The organism is Dyadobacter sp. BE31, from assembly GCF_031457695.1.
In the GTDB taxonomy this organism is placed as follows: Bacteria; Bacteroidota; Bacteroidia; order Cytophagales; family Spirosomataceae; genus Dyadobacter.
The window spans coordinates 108,939-125,193 of record NZ_JAVDXA010000004.1 but is presented as its reverse complement, the minus strand read 5'-3'; the positions used below and the strand labels follow the sequence as shown (position 1 = coordinate 125,193).

16 protein-coding genes are annotated in these 16,255 nt (G+C 51.9%); 1 reads left to right on the top strand and 15 read right to left on the bottom strand.

All coding sequences use genetic code 11. The features are described from left to right. Positions 1-150: 150 nt before the first annotated feature. The 4 genes from J2Y43_RS21255 to nuoB form a co-directional block, all read right to left on the bottom strand. On the bottom strand, positions 151-1,986 hold the full coding sequence (locus J2Y43_RS21255; protein ID WP_309987737.1) for a hypothetical protein: 1,836 nt from the start codon (positions 1,984-1,986) through the stop codon (positions 151-153). 62 nt (positions 1,987-2,048) lie between these two features. Further along, positions 2,049-3,728: a hypothetical protein gene (locus J2Y43_RS21250; protein ID WP_309987739.1), complete on the bottom strand. Its 1,680-nt coding sequence runs from the start codon at positions 3,726-3,728 to the stop codon at positions 2,049-2,051. 97 nt (positions 3,729-3,825) lie between these two features. After that, positions 3,826-4,368: an NADH-quinone oxidoreductase subunit C gene (locus J2Y43_RS21245; RefSeq protein WP_309987741.1), complete on the bottom strand. Its 543-nt coding sequence runs from the start codon at positions 4,366-4,368 to the stop codon at positions 3,826-3,828. A gap of 8 nt (positions 4,369-4,376) precedes the next feature. Then, positions 4,377-4,907: an NADH-quinone oxidoreductase subunit NuoB gene (gene nuoB, locus J2Y43_RS21240; protein ID WP_309987742.1), complete on the bottom strand. Its 531-nt coding sequence runs from the start codon at positions 4,905-4,907 to the stop codon at positions 4,377-4,379. Between the two features lie 130 nt (positions 4,908-5,037). On the opposite strand from nuoB, the gene J2Y43_RS21235 reads away from it, so the two are divergent. Next, positions 5,038-5,781, top strand: coding sequence for a hypothetical protein (locus J2Y43_RS21235; protein ID WP_309987744.1), 744 nt, complete (start codon positions 5,038-5,040; stop codon positions 5,779-5,781). 1 nt (position 5,782) lies between these two features. Here J2Y43_RS21235 and J2Y43_RS21230 read toward each other — a convergent pair whose 3' ends face one another. The 11 genes from J2Y43_RS21230 to thiS form a co-directional block, all read right to left on the bottom strand. Then, on the bottom strand, positions 5,783-6,118 hold the full coding sequence (locus J2Y43_RS21230) for a helix-turn-helix transcriptional regulator (protein ID WP_309987746.1): 336 nt from the start codon (positions 6,116-6,118) through the stop codon (positions 5,783-5,785). Positions 6,119-6,254: 136 nt separating this feature from the next. Beyond that, positions 6,255-6,722 (bottom strand): NADH-quinone oxidoreductase subunit A, encoded by a 468-nt coding sequence (locus tag J2Y43_RS21225; RefSeq protein WP_309987748.1) that lies wholly within the window; start codon positions 6,720-6,722, stop codon positions 6,255-6,257. 63 nt (positions 6,723-6,785) lie between these two features. Next, a complete protein-coding gene (locus tag J2Y43_RS21220; protein ID WP_309987749.1) occupies positions 6,786-7,667 on the bottom strand; it encodes a sulfite exporter TauE/SafE family protein in 882 nt (293 codons plus the stop codon). A 207-nt stretch (positions 7,668-7,874) separates the two neighbouring features. Further along, on the bottom strand, positions 7,875-8,816 hold the full coding sequence (locus J2Y43_RS21215; protein WP_309987751.1) for a nitrilase family protein: 942 nt from the start codon (positions 8,814-8,816) through the stop codon (positions 7,875-7,877). 72 nt (positions 8,817-8,888) lie between these two features. Continuing rightward, positions 8,889-9,695 (bottom strand): helix-turn-helix transcriptional regulator, encoded by an 807-nt coding sequence (locus J2Y43_RS21210; RefSeq protein WP_310226640.1) that lies wholly within the window; start codon positions 9,693-9,695, stop codon positions 8,889-8,891. A gap of 5 nt (positions 9,696-9,700) precedes the next feature. Next, complete coding sequence (locus J2Y43_RS21205; RefSeq protein ID WP_309987755.1) at positions 9,701-10,744, bottom strand: HesA/MoeB/ThiF family protein; 1,044 nt, start codon at positions 10,742-10,744, stop codon at positions 9,701-9,703. 52 nt (positions 10,745-10,796) lie between these two features. Then, complete coding sequence (gene thiH, locus J2Y43_RS21200) at positions 10,797-11,915, bottom strand: 2-iminoacetate synthase ThiH (protein ID WP_309987757.1); 1,119 nt, start codon at positions 11,913-11,915, stop codon at positions 10,797-10,799. Next, the gene (locus tag J2Y43_RS21195) at positions 11,905-12,672 is read right to left on the bottom strand and encodes a thiazole synthase (RefSeq protein ID WP_309987759.1); all 768 of its coding nucleotides are present in this window, start codon (positions 12,670-12,672) and stop codon (positions 11,905-11,907) included. The genes thiH and J2Y43_RS21195 overlap by 11 nt, the downstream gene beginning before the upstream one ends. Next, entirely contained in the window at positions 12,666-14,087 is a 1,422-nt protein-coding gene (locus J2Y43_RS21190) for a thiamine phosphate synthase (RefSeq protein ID WP_309987761.1), read from the bottom strand. The genes J2Y43_RS21195 and J2Y43_RS21190 overlap by 7 nt, the downstream gene beginning before the upstream one ends. Continuing rightward, on the bottom strand, positions 14,087-15,964 hold the full coding sequence (thiC, locus tag J2Y43_RS21185) for a phosphomethylpyrimidine synthase ThiC (protein ID WP_309987762.1): 1,878 nt from the start codon (positions 15,962-15,964) through the stop codon (positions 14,087-14,089). The genes J2Y43_RS21190 and thiC overlap by 1 nt, the downstream gene beginning before the upstream one ends. A 44-nt stretch (positions 15,965-16,008) precedes the next feature. Continuing rightward, entirely contained in the window at positions 16,009-16,209 is a 201-nt protein-coding gene (gene thiS, locus J2Y43_RS21180) for a sulfur carrier protein ThiS (protein ID WP_309987764.1), read from the bottom strand. Positions 16,210-16,255 lie beyond the last annotated feature (46 nt).

The window sequence follows — 16,255 nt, the reverse complement described above, 5'->3', positions numbered from 1 at the left end:
ACGATTTTGAGCAGGGGTACGTCCAAAAATTCCACAAAGTTAATTCTCATATCTGAAAAAGGACAGGTTGTGGCTTGAAATAACTGTAAAATTTTGAAATCAGGTCGTTAATTGTCAGGTAGTCAGTTAGTTGTAGGAGTGATTTGTTCACTACTGAAAAGGCGCAATGGCCGGTGCGGAGATGTCGAAGTCGCGCAGACGCAGGGGAACGTTGCCCGAAGCGGCGAAACGGGTAGGAGAGGAGAGCTCAGGGATATTGACATAATATCCGAAGCGTACCTGCAGGGTATTGAAGGTGAGATTTTCGTTTCGGAGCCGTAAGCCCAGCCCGTAACCCTGGTACAACGGGCTCTTCCAAAGGTGCGGCACGCCATTCACCAGGCCCAGATCCGCGAACACGAAATAGGCGATACGGAAACCTAAAAGGCTCTTGTCGGAGAAGAATACGGTCTCCGTTCCGATAGTAAGTTTCTTGGTGCCGATCAGCCGGTCGTTGTTGATGCCCCTGATGCCCTGATTCCCGCTGATGTTCAGATAATCCAGCGGATCCCTGTTAATTCCCTTTGCAAATCTGATATTGACAAACTGCCGGAAAAAGCTGTATCGGAAAGGGATCAGATTGCTGATATAAGTGACTTCTCCATTGATAACGCCCTGCTGCGCCACACCTTTTTTGGAATAGGTGCCCAAATTGGCCAGCCCGTAGAAATAGCCCAGGTTATGGGGCAGGTATTTGCCCGTCGCGAATTGAAGTCCGCCGTAGCCGCGCGCACCGAACTCGGTGTTCTCGCGCCCGATCGTGAGCGCGAACAGGCTACCCACCGGCACGTCCTCCGTCCGTCCGAAGCCGTAGATCAAGACGTCCCGCTTGTAGTTCCGGTTGGAAAATCCGAGGCTGATCAGCGTCGCGGTGCGGTTCCAATAGTTTTTGTTGAGGTTCGGTGCTACTTCCGGGCGTTCGTCGTAATTGTATTTATTATGCCTGAATGCCGTTACGATCCGGGAGTTCTGGGCCAGTTTACTGTCGGGGAACGGAAACTTGAATGCGCGCCCGATCCAGAAATCGTAGTATTTATAATCGGTCAGAAGGAGTGTTAGGGAATCTTTGGATTGTAGTTCCCGCTTGACTTGCCTTGTGTTATAATGACCTACCTCCAAAGCACCGGCATATTTCGTTTCGGTCGTGATAAACCTTCGGTTGAAACGAATGGATTGTTCTTTCAGGTCGCGCTCGAAGATCAGACTGGCCTGGGCGGTAATAAAGGTTTTGCCAATATAGGGAACTGTGTAAATGGCCCGGAACTGAAACTTTCGCACGGAATCCTTCGAATCCCAGCGAATGGCCGTTCGCTGGGAATGCGTGGTCCCGCGCACGTTGATGTTTTCAAGCCCCAGACCGAATTTATTGAAGGAACTGAAACTTCCTGAGAAGTTAAGCGACCAGGAATCCTGTATGAGCACCATTACATCGGCCATCCAGGTAACATCCTTTCGGGGAATGACAATAATACGCGCATCGACGAACATCCGGTTGGAACGCAAAAGACGTTCGGTATCTTTCAGAACGTGCGCCTGGATGTCGTCACCCTCCGAAAACAGCAGGAATGATTTCCGGATAATGCCCTCCCGCGTGTTCGTATGGACACTTTTACTCAAAAACCTTTCCAGCTGGTTACCTTTCCGCGTGGTGTCATACACCGATTCGCCGAGGATATTCAGTTGGCGGATGTAGATTTTCCGGATCACCATCCCCTCATACGGCGTAAACGGGTTGGTTTCGATCTCCTTAACCTCCGTCACCTTGCCCTGGTTGTATACGTCCCTGAACAGCAGCCGGTAAACCGCCCGCGAGAACTTGGTTTTCGACATCCGGGCTTTGAGGTTGGTGTACCGGATACTGTCGCGGCTGTGCACTTCCAGGCTGTCGGGGTTTTGTGCCGACGCGCAGAAGGAAAGCATCAGAAACAACAGCAAATATTTGCACATGGGCTATCCGGATTCCAAATCAACTGTTTCTTAACGCAAACGCACCAATGCGAGGTATAAAACTACTGGCTGTTAACCTCGATCAGCGCCTTGGCCGTCTTTTCTGTTTCGCTTGGTGCCGGGGCATTTTTGGTAGCAAACTTGCCGTTTGGCCGGATAATGGAAAATGTTGCAAAGTCCAGCGGGTTGAGGCGGAACAGCAGGTCCATCGCCTGGTTATCGTCTATCGACATATGAATGCCTTTTAACCTGTGCCGAACGATATATTGCCGCAGCAGGGCATCCGAAACCGTGTAATTTTCGGTTGAAAAATGCACGAACAGAAACACGATGTTGTCCGGAAGCCGTGCTTGCAATGCCGGGATGAAATCCAGTTCCTCGCGGCTTTTGGCATCCTCGATATTCCACTTCACGACGTAAATGGTTTTTCCCTTCAAGCCATCCACAATGCCGTTGAACCACGGAGTACCCCGGTCGTTCGAAGCGCTGAGATAATAGCCGGGCAATGCCTCGACGGGCGCCGTACGCACATTCTTGAAGTCCACCAGCTTACGGATGTTCGCGCTGTCCTTCACTTCCAGCTGGATCAGCTCGTCAAGCGATTGTTTGAACTGCGGAATGCCGGTGCGGGACTTAATGTGGTTATTGAGCAGCAATTGCTGCGGATAGGTGTATTTATAGAGGTTTTTGGCCAGGTAGCGTACTCTTAGAAACTCGGTGGCGGTGCTGTCGTACAAGTCCCCGTAAATGCGGCTTTCGCGTTCGTAGTTGAAAAGCAGGTTCAGGACCATTTCATTACGGGCAAAAAGCTTGTTCATGAAATCCAGCTCGCCTTTTTCGGCCAGGCCGTTCGCTGCGATCTGGTTCAGGTGCTGGCGGTCGTCCGCAGAAAGGTTTTTGGCGTTGTCGCGGATGAGCGCGGCCATGAGTTTCACGGGCAGGGAGTTGGTCCTGCTGGGGTTATCGAATTTTTTTCCTTCCACCATCTGGTCGGCGTAGTTACCGAATCGGGTCGCCCAAATCACCCGTTGTCCGGTCAGTGGAGCCCGGTCGAGGCGTTTCAGGCTGTCGAGCAGCGCTTTGCTGATCTGATACTGATTGCTCAATGCGTGTTCATACAAAATCTGCAACTGTTCCTCGTCCGTAACCGATTTGACCCAATTATATAAAACAGGTGATGCCACGGTGTTTTGCGTCGCAGCTTTTACCGATCCGAGGCGCAGTTCCGCCCGACTTTCGGCGATAAAACGGGCGTCGGACGGGCTTTTCTCCCAAAATGTCTTGAAAAAATCGGTACCCAGCGTTCTGCTGCCGTTCAACCGCTGGTTTTCTGCGGCCAGGTAGGATGGATATTGATTATTGGCATCTGCATTGGCGCCGGCGAAATAAAACAGCTTTTTAGCCCTGCCAATGGAATCTCCGTTGAAAGTAATTTCGACGGTGCCCGGCGATCCGAGAAAAGTAGTGAAGGCCTTCCCGCCGTAATCCATGTAAATTTCCTCCTGCGGAAAAAGCATCGGAAGCGACACGCGGAACGTTCCGTCGGCCTGCAAATCAGCCTGTTTGCTCAGTTCCGATTGCGGTTGCAGGATATTGTTCCGTGAAAAAGTAATGAACGGGGCCTGGCGGTAAAGCCGCCCGTTGAGGTTATTGATCCGACCCTTGATGATAAGTGAGTCGGTGACTGCGAAAGCTGAGTGCAAAAAGCCGAGAAAGAGGGCCGTCAGTATGATGAAGCGCATGCGGGTGATCATTAAAATTTAGTAACGAAAAATAACGAGGCTTTTTCATGCTACCAAATATGAGTGATTATTTGCCCGAATGCACGGAAAACATGCGCTATGCCCTGTCCGGATTAGTGGACGGTTCCAGCTCCTTACCATCTTCGTACCGGACATAAATGCCATGGTACCTTTCCTGCGCGTCGTAGTCCTTGCGGAGCGGGTGGCCTTCCCAGTCTTCGGGGAGCAGGATCCGCCGGAGATCGGGGTGTCCTTCGAAAGTAATGCCCATTAAATCGAATGCTTCGCGCTCGTGCCAGTCGGCGGTACGCCAGATGTGGCTCACAGTTGGCACGGATGGCAGCACAGCCTCGGCCGTATTTCTCGGGAAAATGGTTTTTAGGGTCAGATCCAGGCCGTAAGGAATGGAAGTGAGGTTGTAGATCAGTTCCATCGTTTCGGCAGTGGTGCCGTTGTCGATGGCTGTAATGCAGGCCAGGTAGTCGAAATACAGCCTTTCGTCTTCATGTAAAAAACGGCACAACGCGGCAATGCCTTGCGCAGGCACGACGAGCGCAGGTTGCGGGTTTTTGGTTTCGGCCGTAATGGCGTACTCCGGGAACTGGCCCGCAATAATATCGGTGATTTCCTGAAAAGTCATACGTAGGATTAGGATAAAACGGCTTGCGCTCCTGCGGCTTCCATTTCCAGGAACAGGCCAGGGACTGCCTCTTGCTTGCCGCGGATTTTTTCCTGCAATTTCATAAAGCCACCAATCAGCGCCTCGGGGCGGGGCGGGCACCCGGGTACATATACATCCACGGGGATAATGCGGTCGACGCCCTTCACGACGTGGTATCCATGCTCCCAGTAAGGACCGCCGCAATTGGAACAGCTGCCCATCGAGATCACGTAGCGAGGTTCCGGCATTTGCTCGTATAGCCTGCGAATACGGTCGGCCATTTTAAAGGTAACAGTACCGGCCACGATCATCACATCCGACTGCCTGGGTGAAGGCCGCGGCATAATACCGAAACGTTCGAGGTCGTAGTTGGCCGCGTAGGTAGCCATCATCTCAATCGCGCAGCACGCCAAACCGAAGCCCATAGGCCATAGCGACGACAGGCGGGCCCAGTTCATCAGGTCTTCCGCGTTGGTCAGGATAATACCGCCGTCGCCGGTTTTGATTCGTTCACTCATGAATATTTGAAGATGCCGGATTTTGGTACGGATATTGCTTTAAAATACGTTGTCCGTCTGCAAAACTAACCATATTTGGCAAGAAACTGTTTCAGGCGGCGTTACAAAACAAACACAAACCATCAACTATATGAAACGAAAATTACTCATCTGTTTCCTGCTTTTGGCCTTTTGCATCAGCGCAGCGTCGGCCCAGTCGGATTCTACCGTCAGGATATTCAAAACGGGGATGGCCGTTTATGCGGAGCTCGGCATGCTTCCGAACAATAAAGCCCTGCGTGACCAGCTTGCACGTTTACAGGTAAAACCGTTCACGTCTTTTATGGGTAATCTCGTGCTCGCTCGCCGTACCGAATCGGAGCGATGGTTCTCCGAAGCCAGGATTATCGTTATGAACAGCACCAACTACACCTCCGACCGCGATACGCGCAAAGCATACCTGAACGGGTTCGGCATCGGTACCGACGGCGGACCAAAACTCGTGAATAATGCACGCTGGAATGTGACGATACCGCTAGGCGCCGATTTCATGTTGTACAGGCTCAACATCAAAAGCAATGCGTCCGTATCTGCCCAGCAGCTGCTGAACAACCCTTCGGCTTATCAGGCAGTGAAGCTGTACACCGCCAATATCAATCTGCACGGAGGCATTGGCGTGGATTACAAAATGGATTTCCTGCCTAAAATTCACGAAAAAGTGTACCTGAGCGGCAAACTGACCTACCATCAGCCCATTCTGGGAAGACGCAAATGGAAAGGCGACAACGTGACCGTCGACGATCTGTCCCGTTTAAAGGTGAACCAGCTCTACGTGCAACTTGGATTTGTGTTCTTCCCGCGTCCGCACATGAAAAAATGGGGCGGAATGCATTAGGTCAGGCGCCTTTTTTCTCGGCGAGTAGCGTGCGCAGCTGGTTTTCGAGGATTTTAATATAAGTATCCTTGTCTATTTCGCTCAGCGATTCGGGCGAAAACTGCCCAAGCGGGATGTCGCGAACGATCTGCTGCACGGGGCGGTCGGTGATCAGCTCCGGCACGGTACTGTTGAGGACTTGGGAGAGTTGTCTAAGGGTGTCAACCGAAGGAGTTATTTGCCCGTTTTCCAGTTCGTTATATTGTTCTTCGCTGATTTGGAGCGAGGATGCCATATGAGCGACGGAAAATCCTTTTCGTTCACGCCCGGCGCGCAAGTTCTTTGTGAAAGCCTCCATAGTATTTTGTTGATGATGAAAGAATCGGTAACAAGCCCGAAAAATCGGTAATTTTTAAGTAACTGTCAATATAATTCGATAAAACAACCACTCCTTTGGATAATTTACGGGGTTGTTTATCAGAAAGTTATATATGTTACTTCTTGTACCGTTCATTCACCTTCGCATACAAATCAGCCGGAACGGGTGATTTGACTTCCGGGATCTGCGGCTTGGGAAGCACCCAGTCGAGGTAGCCTTTGGCCCAGGCGTAGGCGAGGCCGAAGATAAGGATGCCGATAAAAACGGTCATTTCTGCCATGGCAAACCAGCCCCATTGGCCGTTCGTTTGTGCGATGAGCTCTTCACTTCCGAATACTACCGACCAGGGGAAAAGAAACAGCAATTCCACCTCAAACAATACGAAAATCAACGCGACGACGTAGAACCGGACATTGAACTGGATGTTGGCATTGCCCAGTGGCTCTTCACCGGATTCGTAGGTGGTCAGCTTCTCTTCATTGGGATTATGCGGCCGGAGAAATTTCGCAATGGTGAGCATTACACCGAGTAATATCAGCGCGGCGATAATAAAGAGCAGGATATAACCGAAATCGGTGAGCATGGTAATGTGCCTGGTTTGTGCAAAACTAGGCAAAATGCGCCGGATATCGTGAAAACAGGACTATTAAATGCTGAGCAGGATGGTGCGGATGCTCAGTGCGATTACCAGTGTGCCAACGATCAGCATCAATGGCTTGCGTTTGATCTTGCCTACAAGCATGGCGCCGAAAGGCGCGGCCATCACTCCACCGACGATCAACCCCAGTACGACTTTCCAGCTGTCAACTCCTGTGAAAAGCATGAAAGTAATACCGCTCGCGAATGCCACGGCAAATTCGGCGGCATTCACCGATCCGATCGTATAACGCGGATCGCGGCCTTGTCCGAGCAGGGTAGAAGTTACAATGGGCCCCCAGCCGCCCCCGCCGATCGAATCCAGGAAACCTCCTGTTGCTGCGAGAATGCTGATGCGTTTGGTTTTGTTTTTGACAAATGTCTTTTGCAGCGCTTTGCGGATGATGATCACACCCAATACCAGCATGTAGAATGCAATGAATGGTTTGATAGCATTGCCATCAATAATGTCAGAAAGTAGGTAAGCACCCGTAATGGAGCCTAATACACCGGGTATAAGCAGGCTTTTGAACAGCTTTTTGTTGATATTCTTAAAACGGAAATGCGAGATCGCCGAAGCACCGGTAGTAAACATTTCGGCGAAATGCACGCTGGCACTGCTCACTGCGGGTGTAACACCCAGGCTCAGCAAAAATGAGTTGGAAGTAACGCCGTAAGCCATTCCCAATGCGCCGTCCACAAGCTGGGCTGCCAAACCTACCAGTACATACAACGCGAAATCGCCCGTCAGGAAGTCGGTTACCTCTTCGGTGCTGATCGTAATGACGCCGTTTGTCACCAGAAGGCCGAAGAGCAGAAGAATAGCCGCGGCCGGAACGATATACCACGTCGGTGACGAGGGCAATTTGAGCGAGAGCACTTTGGCAAGCATTACCGTGAATTTTAGAATTTTGGAATATAGAGTTACAAAAATAGCAAAACTATTTAATCTACGTAATTGATAGATTATTAAATTTTCCTTAAACTCAAAATTGCCGGTAAGCGCTCCTGGCTCGTTTGCCCTCCAAATGACCAAATTCTGCGGCTCAATTCAATCAATTCAGCTAAATTCATTGAACGCATTCAACCAATTTAGGTTTTACAGCCAAATCACCCGTTGCTCTGAAACATGTCCTTGCCCGATGATATCCCGGTATAATTCCGGTCGGCGGGCCTGGATGTAGCGGTGGCCGCCGGCTTGTTGGAGCTTTTCGGGAGTGAGTGTGGCGATGGTGAAGTCGTTGTCGAGTTTGCGGCATTCGGCGATGATGTCGCCGAAGGGGTCAAGGATCATGGAACAGCCGTTTTTGAGCTGGTCGTGGTCCATGCCGATGGGGTTGGAGAATATGGCGTAAACGGCGTTGTCGTAGGCACGGGCGGGGAGCCACTTCATGAGCCACGCGCGTCCTTTGAGCCCGTCGAACTCCTGGCGGAGGGAGGTCGGGTCGGCTTCGCGATTGTGCCAGAGGGCTGGATCGACAAACCCCGCACCCGGGCGTGTGGAAGGCGTGCACATGGTTACGTGCGGCATGAAAATGATGTCGGCGCCCAGTAGTTTGGTGGCCCTGACATTCTCGATGACGTTATTGTCGTAGCAAATGAGTATCCCGCATTTCCAACCCAATAAATCAAAAGTCACATATTCATCGCCAGGGGTAAGGTTAGGATTGATGAAAGGGTGCAGCTTGCGGTACTTGGCGACGAGACCGTTTCGATCTACGCATACATAGGCCTTGTACATTTTTTCATCCGCATCTTTCTCGAACAGCCCGGCCAGGACTACAATGCCGTGCTCTGCCGCGATGTCCTGCAATGCGCGAATGCTTGGACCGTCGGGGATCGGTTCGGCGATTTCCAGCAGTTGTTCCCGTGATAGATTTCGTGCAAAAGTGTAGCCGGTAACAGAACATTCGTGGAATGCGATGACCTGCGCACCTGCTTTTGACGCGTTTCCGGCAAGCTGGCGGATTACCCCAAGATTGTAATCTTTGTCGCCGCTTTTGTTTTCAAATTGGGCTGTTGCGATTTTGATCGGTTTCATAGCTGACGTTTTTATCCAAAAGTACATGCACTAAGATCACATGTATTGTACAAACCCGACAAGCAACAAAAACTAATGAACGAGCCGGATCAGATTGGCAGCGAGGACGTTTTGCGGACTGAGGTATTGCCCGGGTGTGAGTCCCGACAGGTTCTTCATTTCGCGGATAAGGTGTGCCTGGTCGAAGAAGCCCGATTCGCATGCAACGCCGGCCAGTGACAAATGGGCGGACTTTTTTCGCAGCATTCTCAGCGCGTACTGCATACGGGTAATGCCTGCATAGCGTTTCGGTGAAATGCCGATCTGCTCTTCAAATTTGCGTTGGAGCTGGCGTTCCGTGGCGCCGGTCAGTGTGGTGAGTTCCGCAACCGAAATCAGGCCGTTTTGGGAATGAATAATATCAATGGTTTTGGTTACCAGTGTGTTATATTTTGGTGGATTCTGCAAATGGGTCAGTAAAAAGCGCTCTGCTGCCCATATTTTGTCTTGAATCGCCGGTGAGGAGGCAATTTGGTCGTTCAACGATTCTATATGGGTTCCAAAAAACTCTCCGCACCCGATAATCTGGTTTCTGAGTTCCGACGCGGGTATTTTAAACAATGCTGCCGCGCCGAACGGATACAGAACTGCGATGAGCAAGCGGATTCTCCCCTGTGCCCACACATTCCTGTACGTATCGAGTTGGCCGTACAAAAAGCTGGCGGGAAGAGGCGCAGGACCCGAATGCATTTCATTTTGATAAAAAAGCGGGTCGCCGTAGTTGAACACCACTCCCGTATTGCCATCCGAAAAAATCCGCATGGTGGACTGCGTGTCACTTTCTATGAGCAGAAAATGTCGCACTATGCCGGAAAGGAGGGGTGTCGGTTTGACCTGCATATTCATTACCAGTGCTGTGCCCAGAAACTCTGCCCTTCGTAGCTGCTTTGCGTCAGCAGTTTCGCTGCCTGCAAGCTTCGTTTGCCGCTATTGCAGTAAAAGACTACTTTTTTACCCGAAGGAAATGTTTCGATACTTTCGGGGATTTCTGAGAGCGGAATGTTCTCGCCGCCGAAGTTATCTGCCTCAAATTCATAATATTCGCGCACATCCACAAGCAAAACCTGTTCGGGATCCGCCTCCCGCAATGCCTCGAATTCGTCGTAGGACATTTCGCGCGTATTTTCCCCGGCAGGTTGTGCAGCTGGTTCCGGAGATTTTGCAGGAATCGCAGCGGCCGATCTCGAAAACTCGAAAATGGATTGAGTATTTGAAAGTGTATTGACAACCAGTAGTTTGCCAGACAGCGGTTCGCCAATGCCGGCGATGATTTTGATGGCCTCATTGGCCATGAAGGTGCCGATAATGCCGGGCAAAACGCCCATCACACCTGCTTCCGCACAATTATCGCCTTCCTCGGCGTCAGGGAAAAGGCACCGGTAGGTAGGCCCGCCCTGGTAGTTGAAAACCGAAACCTGTCCTTCGAAGCGCAGAATGGAGCCGAATACGAAGGGTTTGTCCAGGTTCACGCAAAAATCGTTGATGAGATAGCGCGTTTCAAAATTGTCGGATCCGTCGATGATCAGGTCATAGCCATGGAGCAAATCGGCTGCGTTTTCGGCAGTCAGGCGGTCGGGATAAGCGGTGAGGCGCACAAATGGGTTGAGTACCGAGAGCTTTTCAACCGCGGTAATGGCCTTGTTTTTACCCGTGTCATCGGCAGAGTATAGTATTTGCCGGTGCAGGTTGGTAAGGTCCACCCTGTCGTCGTCGATAATGCCGATCTCGCCCACGCCCGCAGCCACCAGGTATTGCAGCACGGGGCAACCGAGCCCGCCTGCGCCTACCACGGCCACTTTGCCGGCGCGCAGTTTTTCCTGGCCTGCCAGCCCCATTTCCGGCATGATGATCTGCCTCGCGTATCGTTTTCGTTCTATCGGTGTGAACATAATGATTGAATGACCGAATGATTGAATGACCGAATTTGTCTTATTCAGTCATTCAATCATTCAAAATTAAAGAAGCGTCCCAATCCTTCCAAACCGGCTCGTAACCCGCTCTCCGAATCATTTGGGCAATCTCGGCGGGGCTTCGCTCGTCCGAAATCTCGAACTGTTCGAGCGATTCCGGTTCGACCGCGTAGCCGCCCGGATTGGTTTTGGAGCCGGCGCTGATGGATGTTACACCCAATTGAATGCAATGGTTCCTGAATTTTTCGGATTCACGCGTGGAGAGTGACAGTTCTACCTCTTCGTTGAAAATCCGATAGGCGCAAATGAGTTGCACCAACTCCCTGTCGTTCATTTCCACTTTCGGTTCCAGGCCGCCCGAGAACGGGCGCAGGCGAGGGAAGGAGAGGCTGTAACGCGTTTGCCAGTAGGTCTTTTCAAGGTAATTTAAATGCAGGGCGGTGAAGAAACTGTCGGTGCGCCAGTCTTCCAAACCTATTAACACCCCCAAACCCATCTTGTGAATCCCCGCCTGGCCGAGCCGGTCGGGCGTTTCGAGGCGGTAGTTGAAATTCGCTTTTTTGCCTTTCGGATGATGTTTCCGGTAATCGTCCTGGTGATAGGTTTCCTGATAAACCAGCACCGAATGCAGGCCCAGCGGGATCAGCTCCTCATATTCGTCGCGGTCGAGCGGCTGCACTTCCATCGAAACCTGTGCGAAATGCTGGCGGATTAGTTCCAGCACTCTTTTGAAATACTCCACATGCACGGTCTGGTTCGCTTCGCCGGTCACCAGCAGCACGTGTTCGTAGCCCATGCTTTTGATCACTTCTACTTCTCGCAGGATTTCGCTGTCGGTTAAAGTGCGGCGACGCACCTTGTTATCCAGGCTGAACCCACAGTAGGTACATATATTGGTGCATTCATTGGACAAATACAGCGGCACGTACATTTGAATGGTATTACCAAAGCGCTTCCGGGTCAGCTGGCGACTCAGCTTTGCCATGGGTTCCAGGTATGCAGCTGCTGCGGGTGAAATCAGCGCCATGAAATCGTCCAATGTCCTTTTCGGAGCGGTCAGTGCCCGTTCCACATCGGCGGAGGTTTTGGCATAAATGGCTGCCTTCACCGTATCCCAGGAATACCGCGCGAATTCTTCTTTAAAGCTCATCCAAAAATGCGGTTAACGGGCTGCTGGCCACTGCCAGGTTTCCTTTCGATCCTAATCTGGCTTCGTAAGCCATTCTTCCCGACTGTACGGCGAGTTTGAAAGCCTCGGCCATTGCCACGGGATTCCCCGCCACCGCTATGGCCGTGTTGACAAGTACCGCATCTGCGCCGATCTCCATCGCTTTGGCAGCATCCGAGGGCGCACCGATGCCTGCGTCTACCACCACCGGCACTTTGCTCTGCTCGATGATAATTTCAAGAAAATCAATGGTTTTTAAGCCCTTGTTGCTGCCAATAGGCGAGCCCAGCGGCATTACTGCCGACGCGCCTGCTTCTTCGAGCCTTTTGCAAAGCACAGGATCGGCATGAATGTAAGGCAGGATCACGAAGCCCAGTTTGGCGAGCTCTTCGGTAGCCTTCAGAGTCTCGATAGGGTCGGGCATGAGGTACTTCGGATCGGGATGGATTTCGAGTTTCAGCCAGTTGGTCTCCAATGCCTCGCGCGCGAGCTGGGCCGCAAATACCGCTTCTTTCGCCGTGCGTACGCCCGAAGTATTGGGCAACAAATGGATGTGATTGTGGGTCAGGTGGCTTAGGATATCGTCGCCCGCGTCGTGTACATCCACACGGCGCAGGGCGACCGTCACCAGTTCGGAGCCGGAGGCGAGCAGCGCTTCCTCCATCACCGCCGCCGAACTGAACTTGCCGGTGCCGGTGAAGAGCCTGGATTGAAATGTTTTATCTGCGATAGTCAGCATAATGCTTGTTGGATTTGGTAAAATGTTTTTTGCGGATCAGTCGCGCCTATCAATGCGCCCGACATAGCCACGCCATGAAGGCCCGCCTCACGAAGCCCGCCGATGTCGTCGGGCGTAATGCCGCCGATCGCGATAATGGGCGTAGAATGCCCCGCCTCCCTCATTTGGAGCATTAATGTACGATAGCCGTCGATGCCGAGAATAGGGCTGAGGTTTTGCTTGGTATTCGTAAACCGGAACGGTCCGAGGCCGATGTAATCCGCTCCCTCATTGATGCGTCGCACAATATCATCCCAGGTATTGGCAGTGCCGCCGATCACCATTTTCTCGCCCACGAGCATACGCGCCTCGGGTACGGGCATGTCCGTGAGGCCCAGGTGCAGGCCAAAAGACTGCACCGCGAGTGCAACACGCGGAAAATCATTGATAATAAGCCTCGCCCCATAGCGATCACACAGCTGCGTGGCTTCCCAGGCAATGGGCAGCACTTCTTCCTCCGCCCGGTTCTTCACCCGCAGCTGAATCCACTGGCAGCCTGCCTCCAAAGCCAAGCGAATGCTGTCGATATGCGACATCGTGCCAGTTTCATTGGAGATAAAATGCAATCTATCTACAAAACCAGCTTCATCCTTTTTCTCCGGATCCCCGGGTTGAAACCCGGGGCAATGGACTGCTTTTGCTTTGGGTTTAATTTGCTTTTCTGCAAATGCATGCATTTCCAATGCCAAATCTATTGCCCCGGGTTTTAACCCGGGGATGCAGGATGATTGCTGAAATGATGATTGTTGAAATGATGATTGCTGAGATGATTTTAGAGATAATTGCAGTGATTTTAGATTTTCAAATTGAGCAATAGCATTGTCAGGATTTTGCCAGATGCTGCCCAGTACTGCTGCGCTATCAAAGCCCATCTCTAATGCGGATTTTAAGTTTTGTGCATGAATGCCTCCTAATGCAATGACTTCGTTTGGGAAGTTGTGTTTTTGCAATCTGAAACCGGCTGGCAGGTTCGAGGAATAGCCTTCCTTCGAAATACTATCAAAAACCGGCCCCAGGAATGCGTAATCAAAGCAATGGGCGAGTGTTTCAAGTTCTTTCGGATCATGTATGGAAGTGCTGATTGTGAAGCCATTGCTTTTTGATTTTTCCAATATCCCCTCGCTCTGGGTCAGCCTGTTATTTTCCGTAAAATGCAGCCCGGTAATGCCATAGTCATTTGCCAGCTCATGATGGTGATGCAGCGCAACACGCCCACGAAACCGTGGCTCGATCAGTTCCAGCAATGCGCGTAGCTCCGCCTCGGTCGCGCCGGGCTTGCGCACGTGCAGGCGTGCAAGCCCACGTGCGAAGAGCTGGTTGATAATAGTCGCCTCGCCAGGCAACATTTCGGGCCGTGTGATGACGATCAGTTCCATTACAGATAAATTTCGCTGCCTTTCTCCGCAAACTCCCGTGCCTTCTGCTGCATACCTTCCGCCACGGCTTCCTCGGTAGCCAGCCCGTTTTCTTCCGCGTAGTCGCGTACGTCCTGGGTGATTTTCATCGAACAGAAGTTCGGGCCGCACATCGAGCAGAAGTGTGCTACTTTGGCTCCTTCGGCGGGAAGCGTTTCATCGTGGAATTCGCGGGCGGTATCCGGGTCGAGCGATAGGTTAAACTGATCTTCCCAGCGGAACTCGAACCGGGCTTTGCTCAATGCATTGTCGCGGTACTGTGCGCCGGGGTGGCCTTTGGCGAGGTCGGCGGCGTGGGCGGCGATCTTGTAGGTGATCACGCCGTCTTTTACATCCTTTTTATTGGGTAATCCCAAATGCTCCTTCGGAGTTACGTAGCAAAGCATGGCGGTACCAAACCAGCCGATCATCGCCGCACCGATGGCCGAGGTAATGTGGTCGTAACCCGGTGCAATGTCGGTGGTCAACGGCCCGAGGGTATAGAATGGCGCTTCGTGGCAGTGCTGCAACTGCTTTTCCATATTCTCTTTGATCAAATGCATCGGCACGTGTCCGGGACCTTCGATGATAGTTTGCACATCGTGTTTCCACGCGATTTTAGTGAGTTCGCCCAGCGTTTCCAGTTCTGCGAATTGGGCGGCGTCGTTGGCGTCGGCAATGCTGCCGGGGCGGAGGCCGTCACCGAGCGAAAATGCTACGTCGTAAGCCTTCATGATCTCGCAGATTTCCTCGAAATGCGTGAACAGGAAGTTCTCCTTATGATGTGCCAGGCACCATTTGGCCATAATGGAGCCGCCGCGCGACACAATGCCGGTAATGCGTTTGGCCGTCAGCGGAATGTAACGCAGCAGTACACCCGCATGGATCGTGAAGTAATCCACACCCTGCTCGGCCTGTTCGATTAATGTATCGCGGAAAAGCTCCCAGGTCAGGTCTTCGGCTTTGCCATTTACTTTTTCCAATGCCTGGTAAATAGGCACGGTACCAATCGGCACGGGGGTGTTGCGGATGATCCACTCACGGGTTTCGTGGATGTTCTTGCCCGTAGAAAGGTCCATAATCGTATCCGCACCCCAGCGGCATGCCCATACGGCCTTTTCCACTTCTTCCTCTATGCTCGACGATACGGCCGAGTTTCCGATATTGGCATTGATTTTCACCAGGAAATTCCGCCCGATGATCATTGGCTCGCTTTCCGGGTGGTTGATATTCGAAGGGATTACCGCTCTTCCGGCTGCCACTTCTTCTCTCACAAATTCAGCGGTAATGTGGCTTTTTGGCGTGTTTGCCCCAAAGCTATGGCCCGCGTGCTGGTGTGCCAAAGTGCCTGCCTTGCCGTTCAATGATGCCAAATGTGCGTCGAGGCGCTGGTTTTCGCGGATGGCGATGTACTCCATTTCGGGCGTGATGATGCCTTTTTTTGCATAGTGCAGCTGCGATACGTTCTGTCCGGATTTGGCACGCAACGGCTTCGCATTGTGCGCGAATCGCAGATGATCGAGCTTCGGATCGGCGAGGCGCATCCGGCCATATTCGGAAGAGATCGTTTCCAGTTCCTCCACGTCCCCGCGCGAGCGTACCCATTCCGCACGCAATGCGGGAAGGCCCTTTTTGACGTCTATTTCAATATTAGGATCGGTGTAGGGACCGCTGGTGTCGTACACGGTAACCGGCTCGTTAGGCTCGCTTGCGCCGAGCTTGCCATGTATTCTGGTATCATTCAGCGAGATTTCGCGCATGGCTACCGAAATGTCGTGGATCTGCCCTTTTACATATATTTTCTTTGAATTGGGGAACGGGTCGCGGGTGATGGTTTCCGGCGTTTTTTCTGTTTTCATGATATTGTTTTCTGGTGAAATGGTGGATACAGGACAATGCAATGCTAGCCGCCTTGCGTGGCGGTAATGAGCGTGATCTGGTCGTTGGGAGAGAGCTGGCGTGTGGGCCAGTCGGATTTCGGGACTACCGATTGGTTGATGGCTACGGCGATGCCTTTGCCGGACGGAAACAGCTCGGATACGAGTTGCCCCACCGTGTAAGTGACGGCTATTTGCTTTGCCTGACCGTTTAGGATGATTTCCATTCCTGATTCAGTTTTAAATACAAAAAACCTTAGGAATGGACCTATG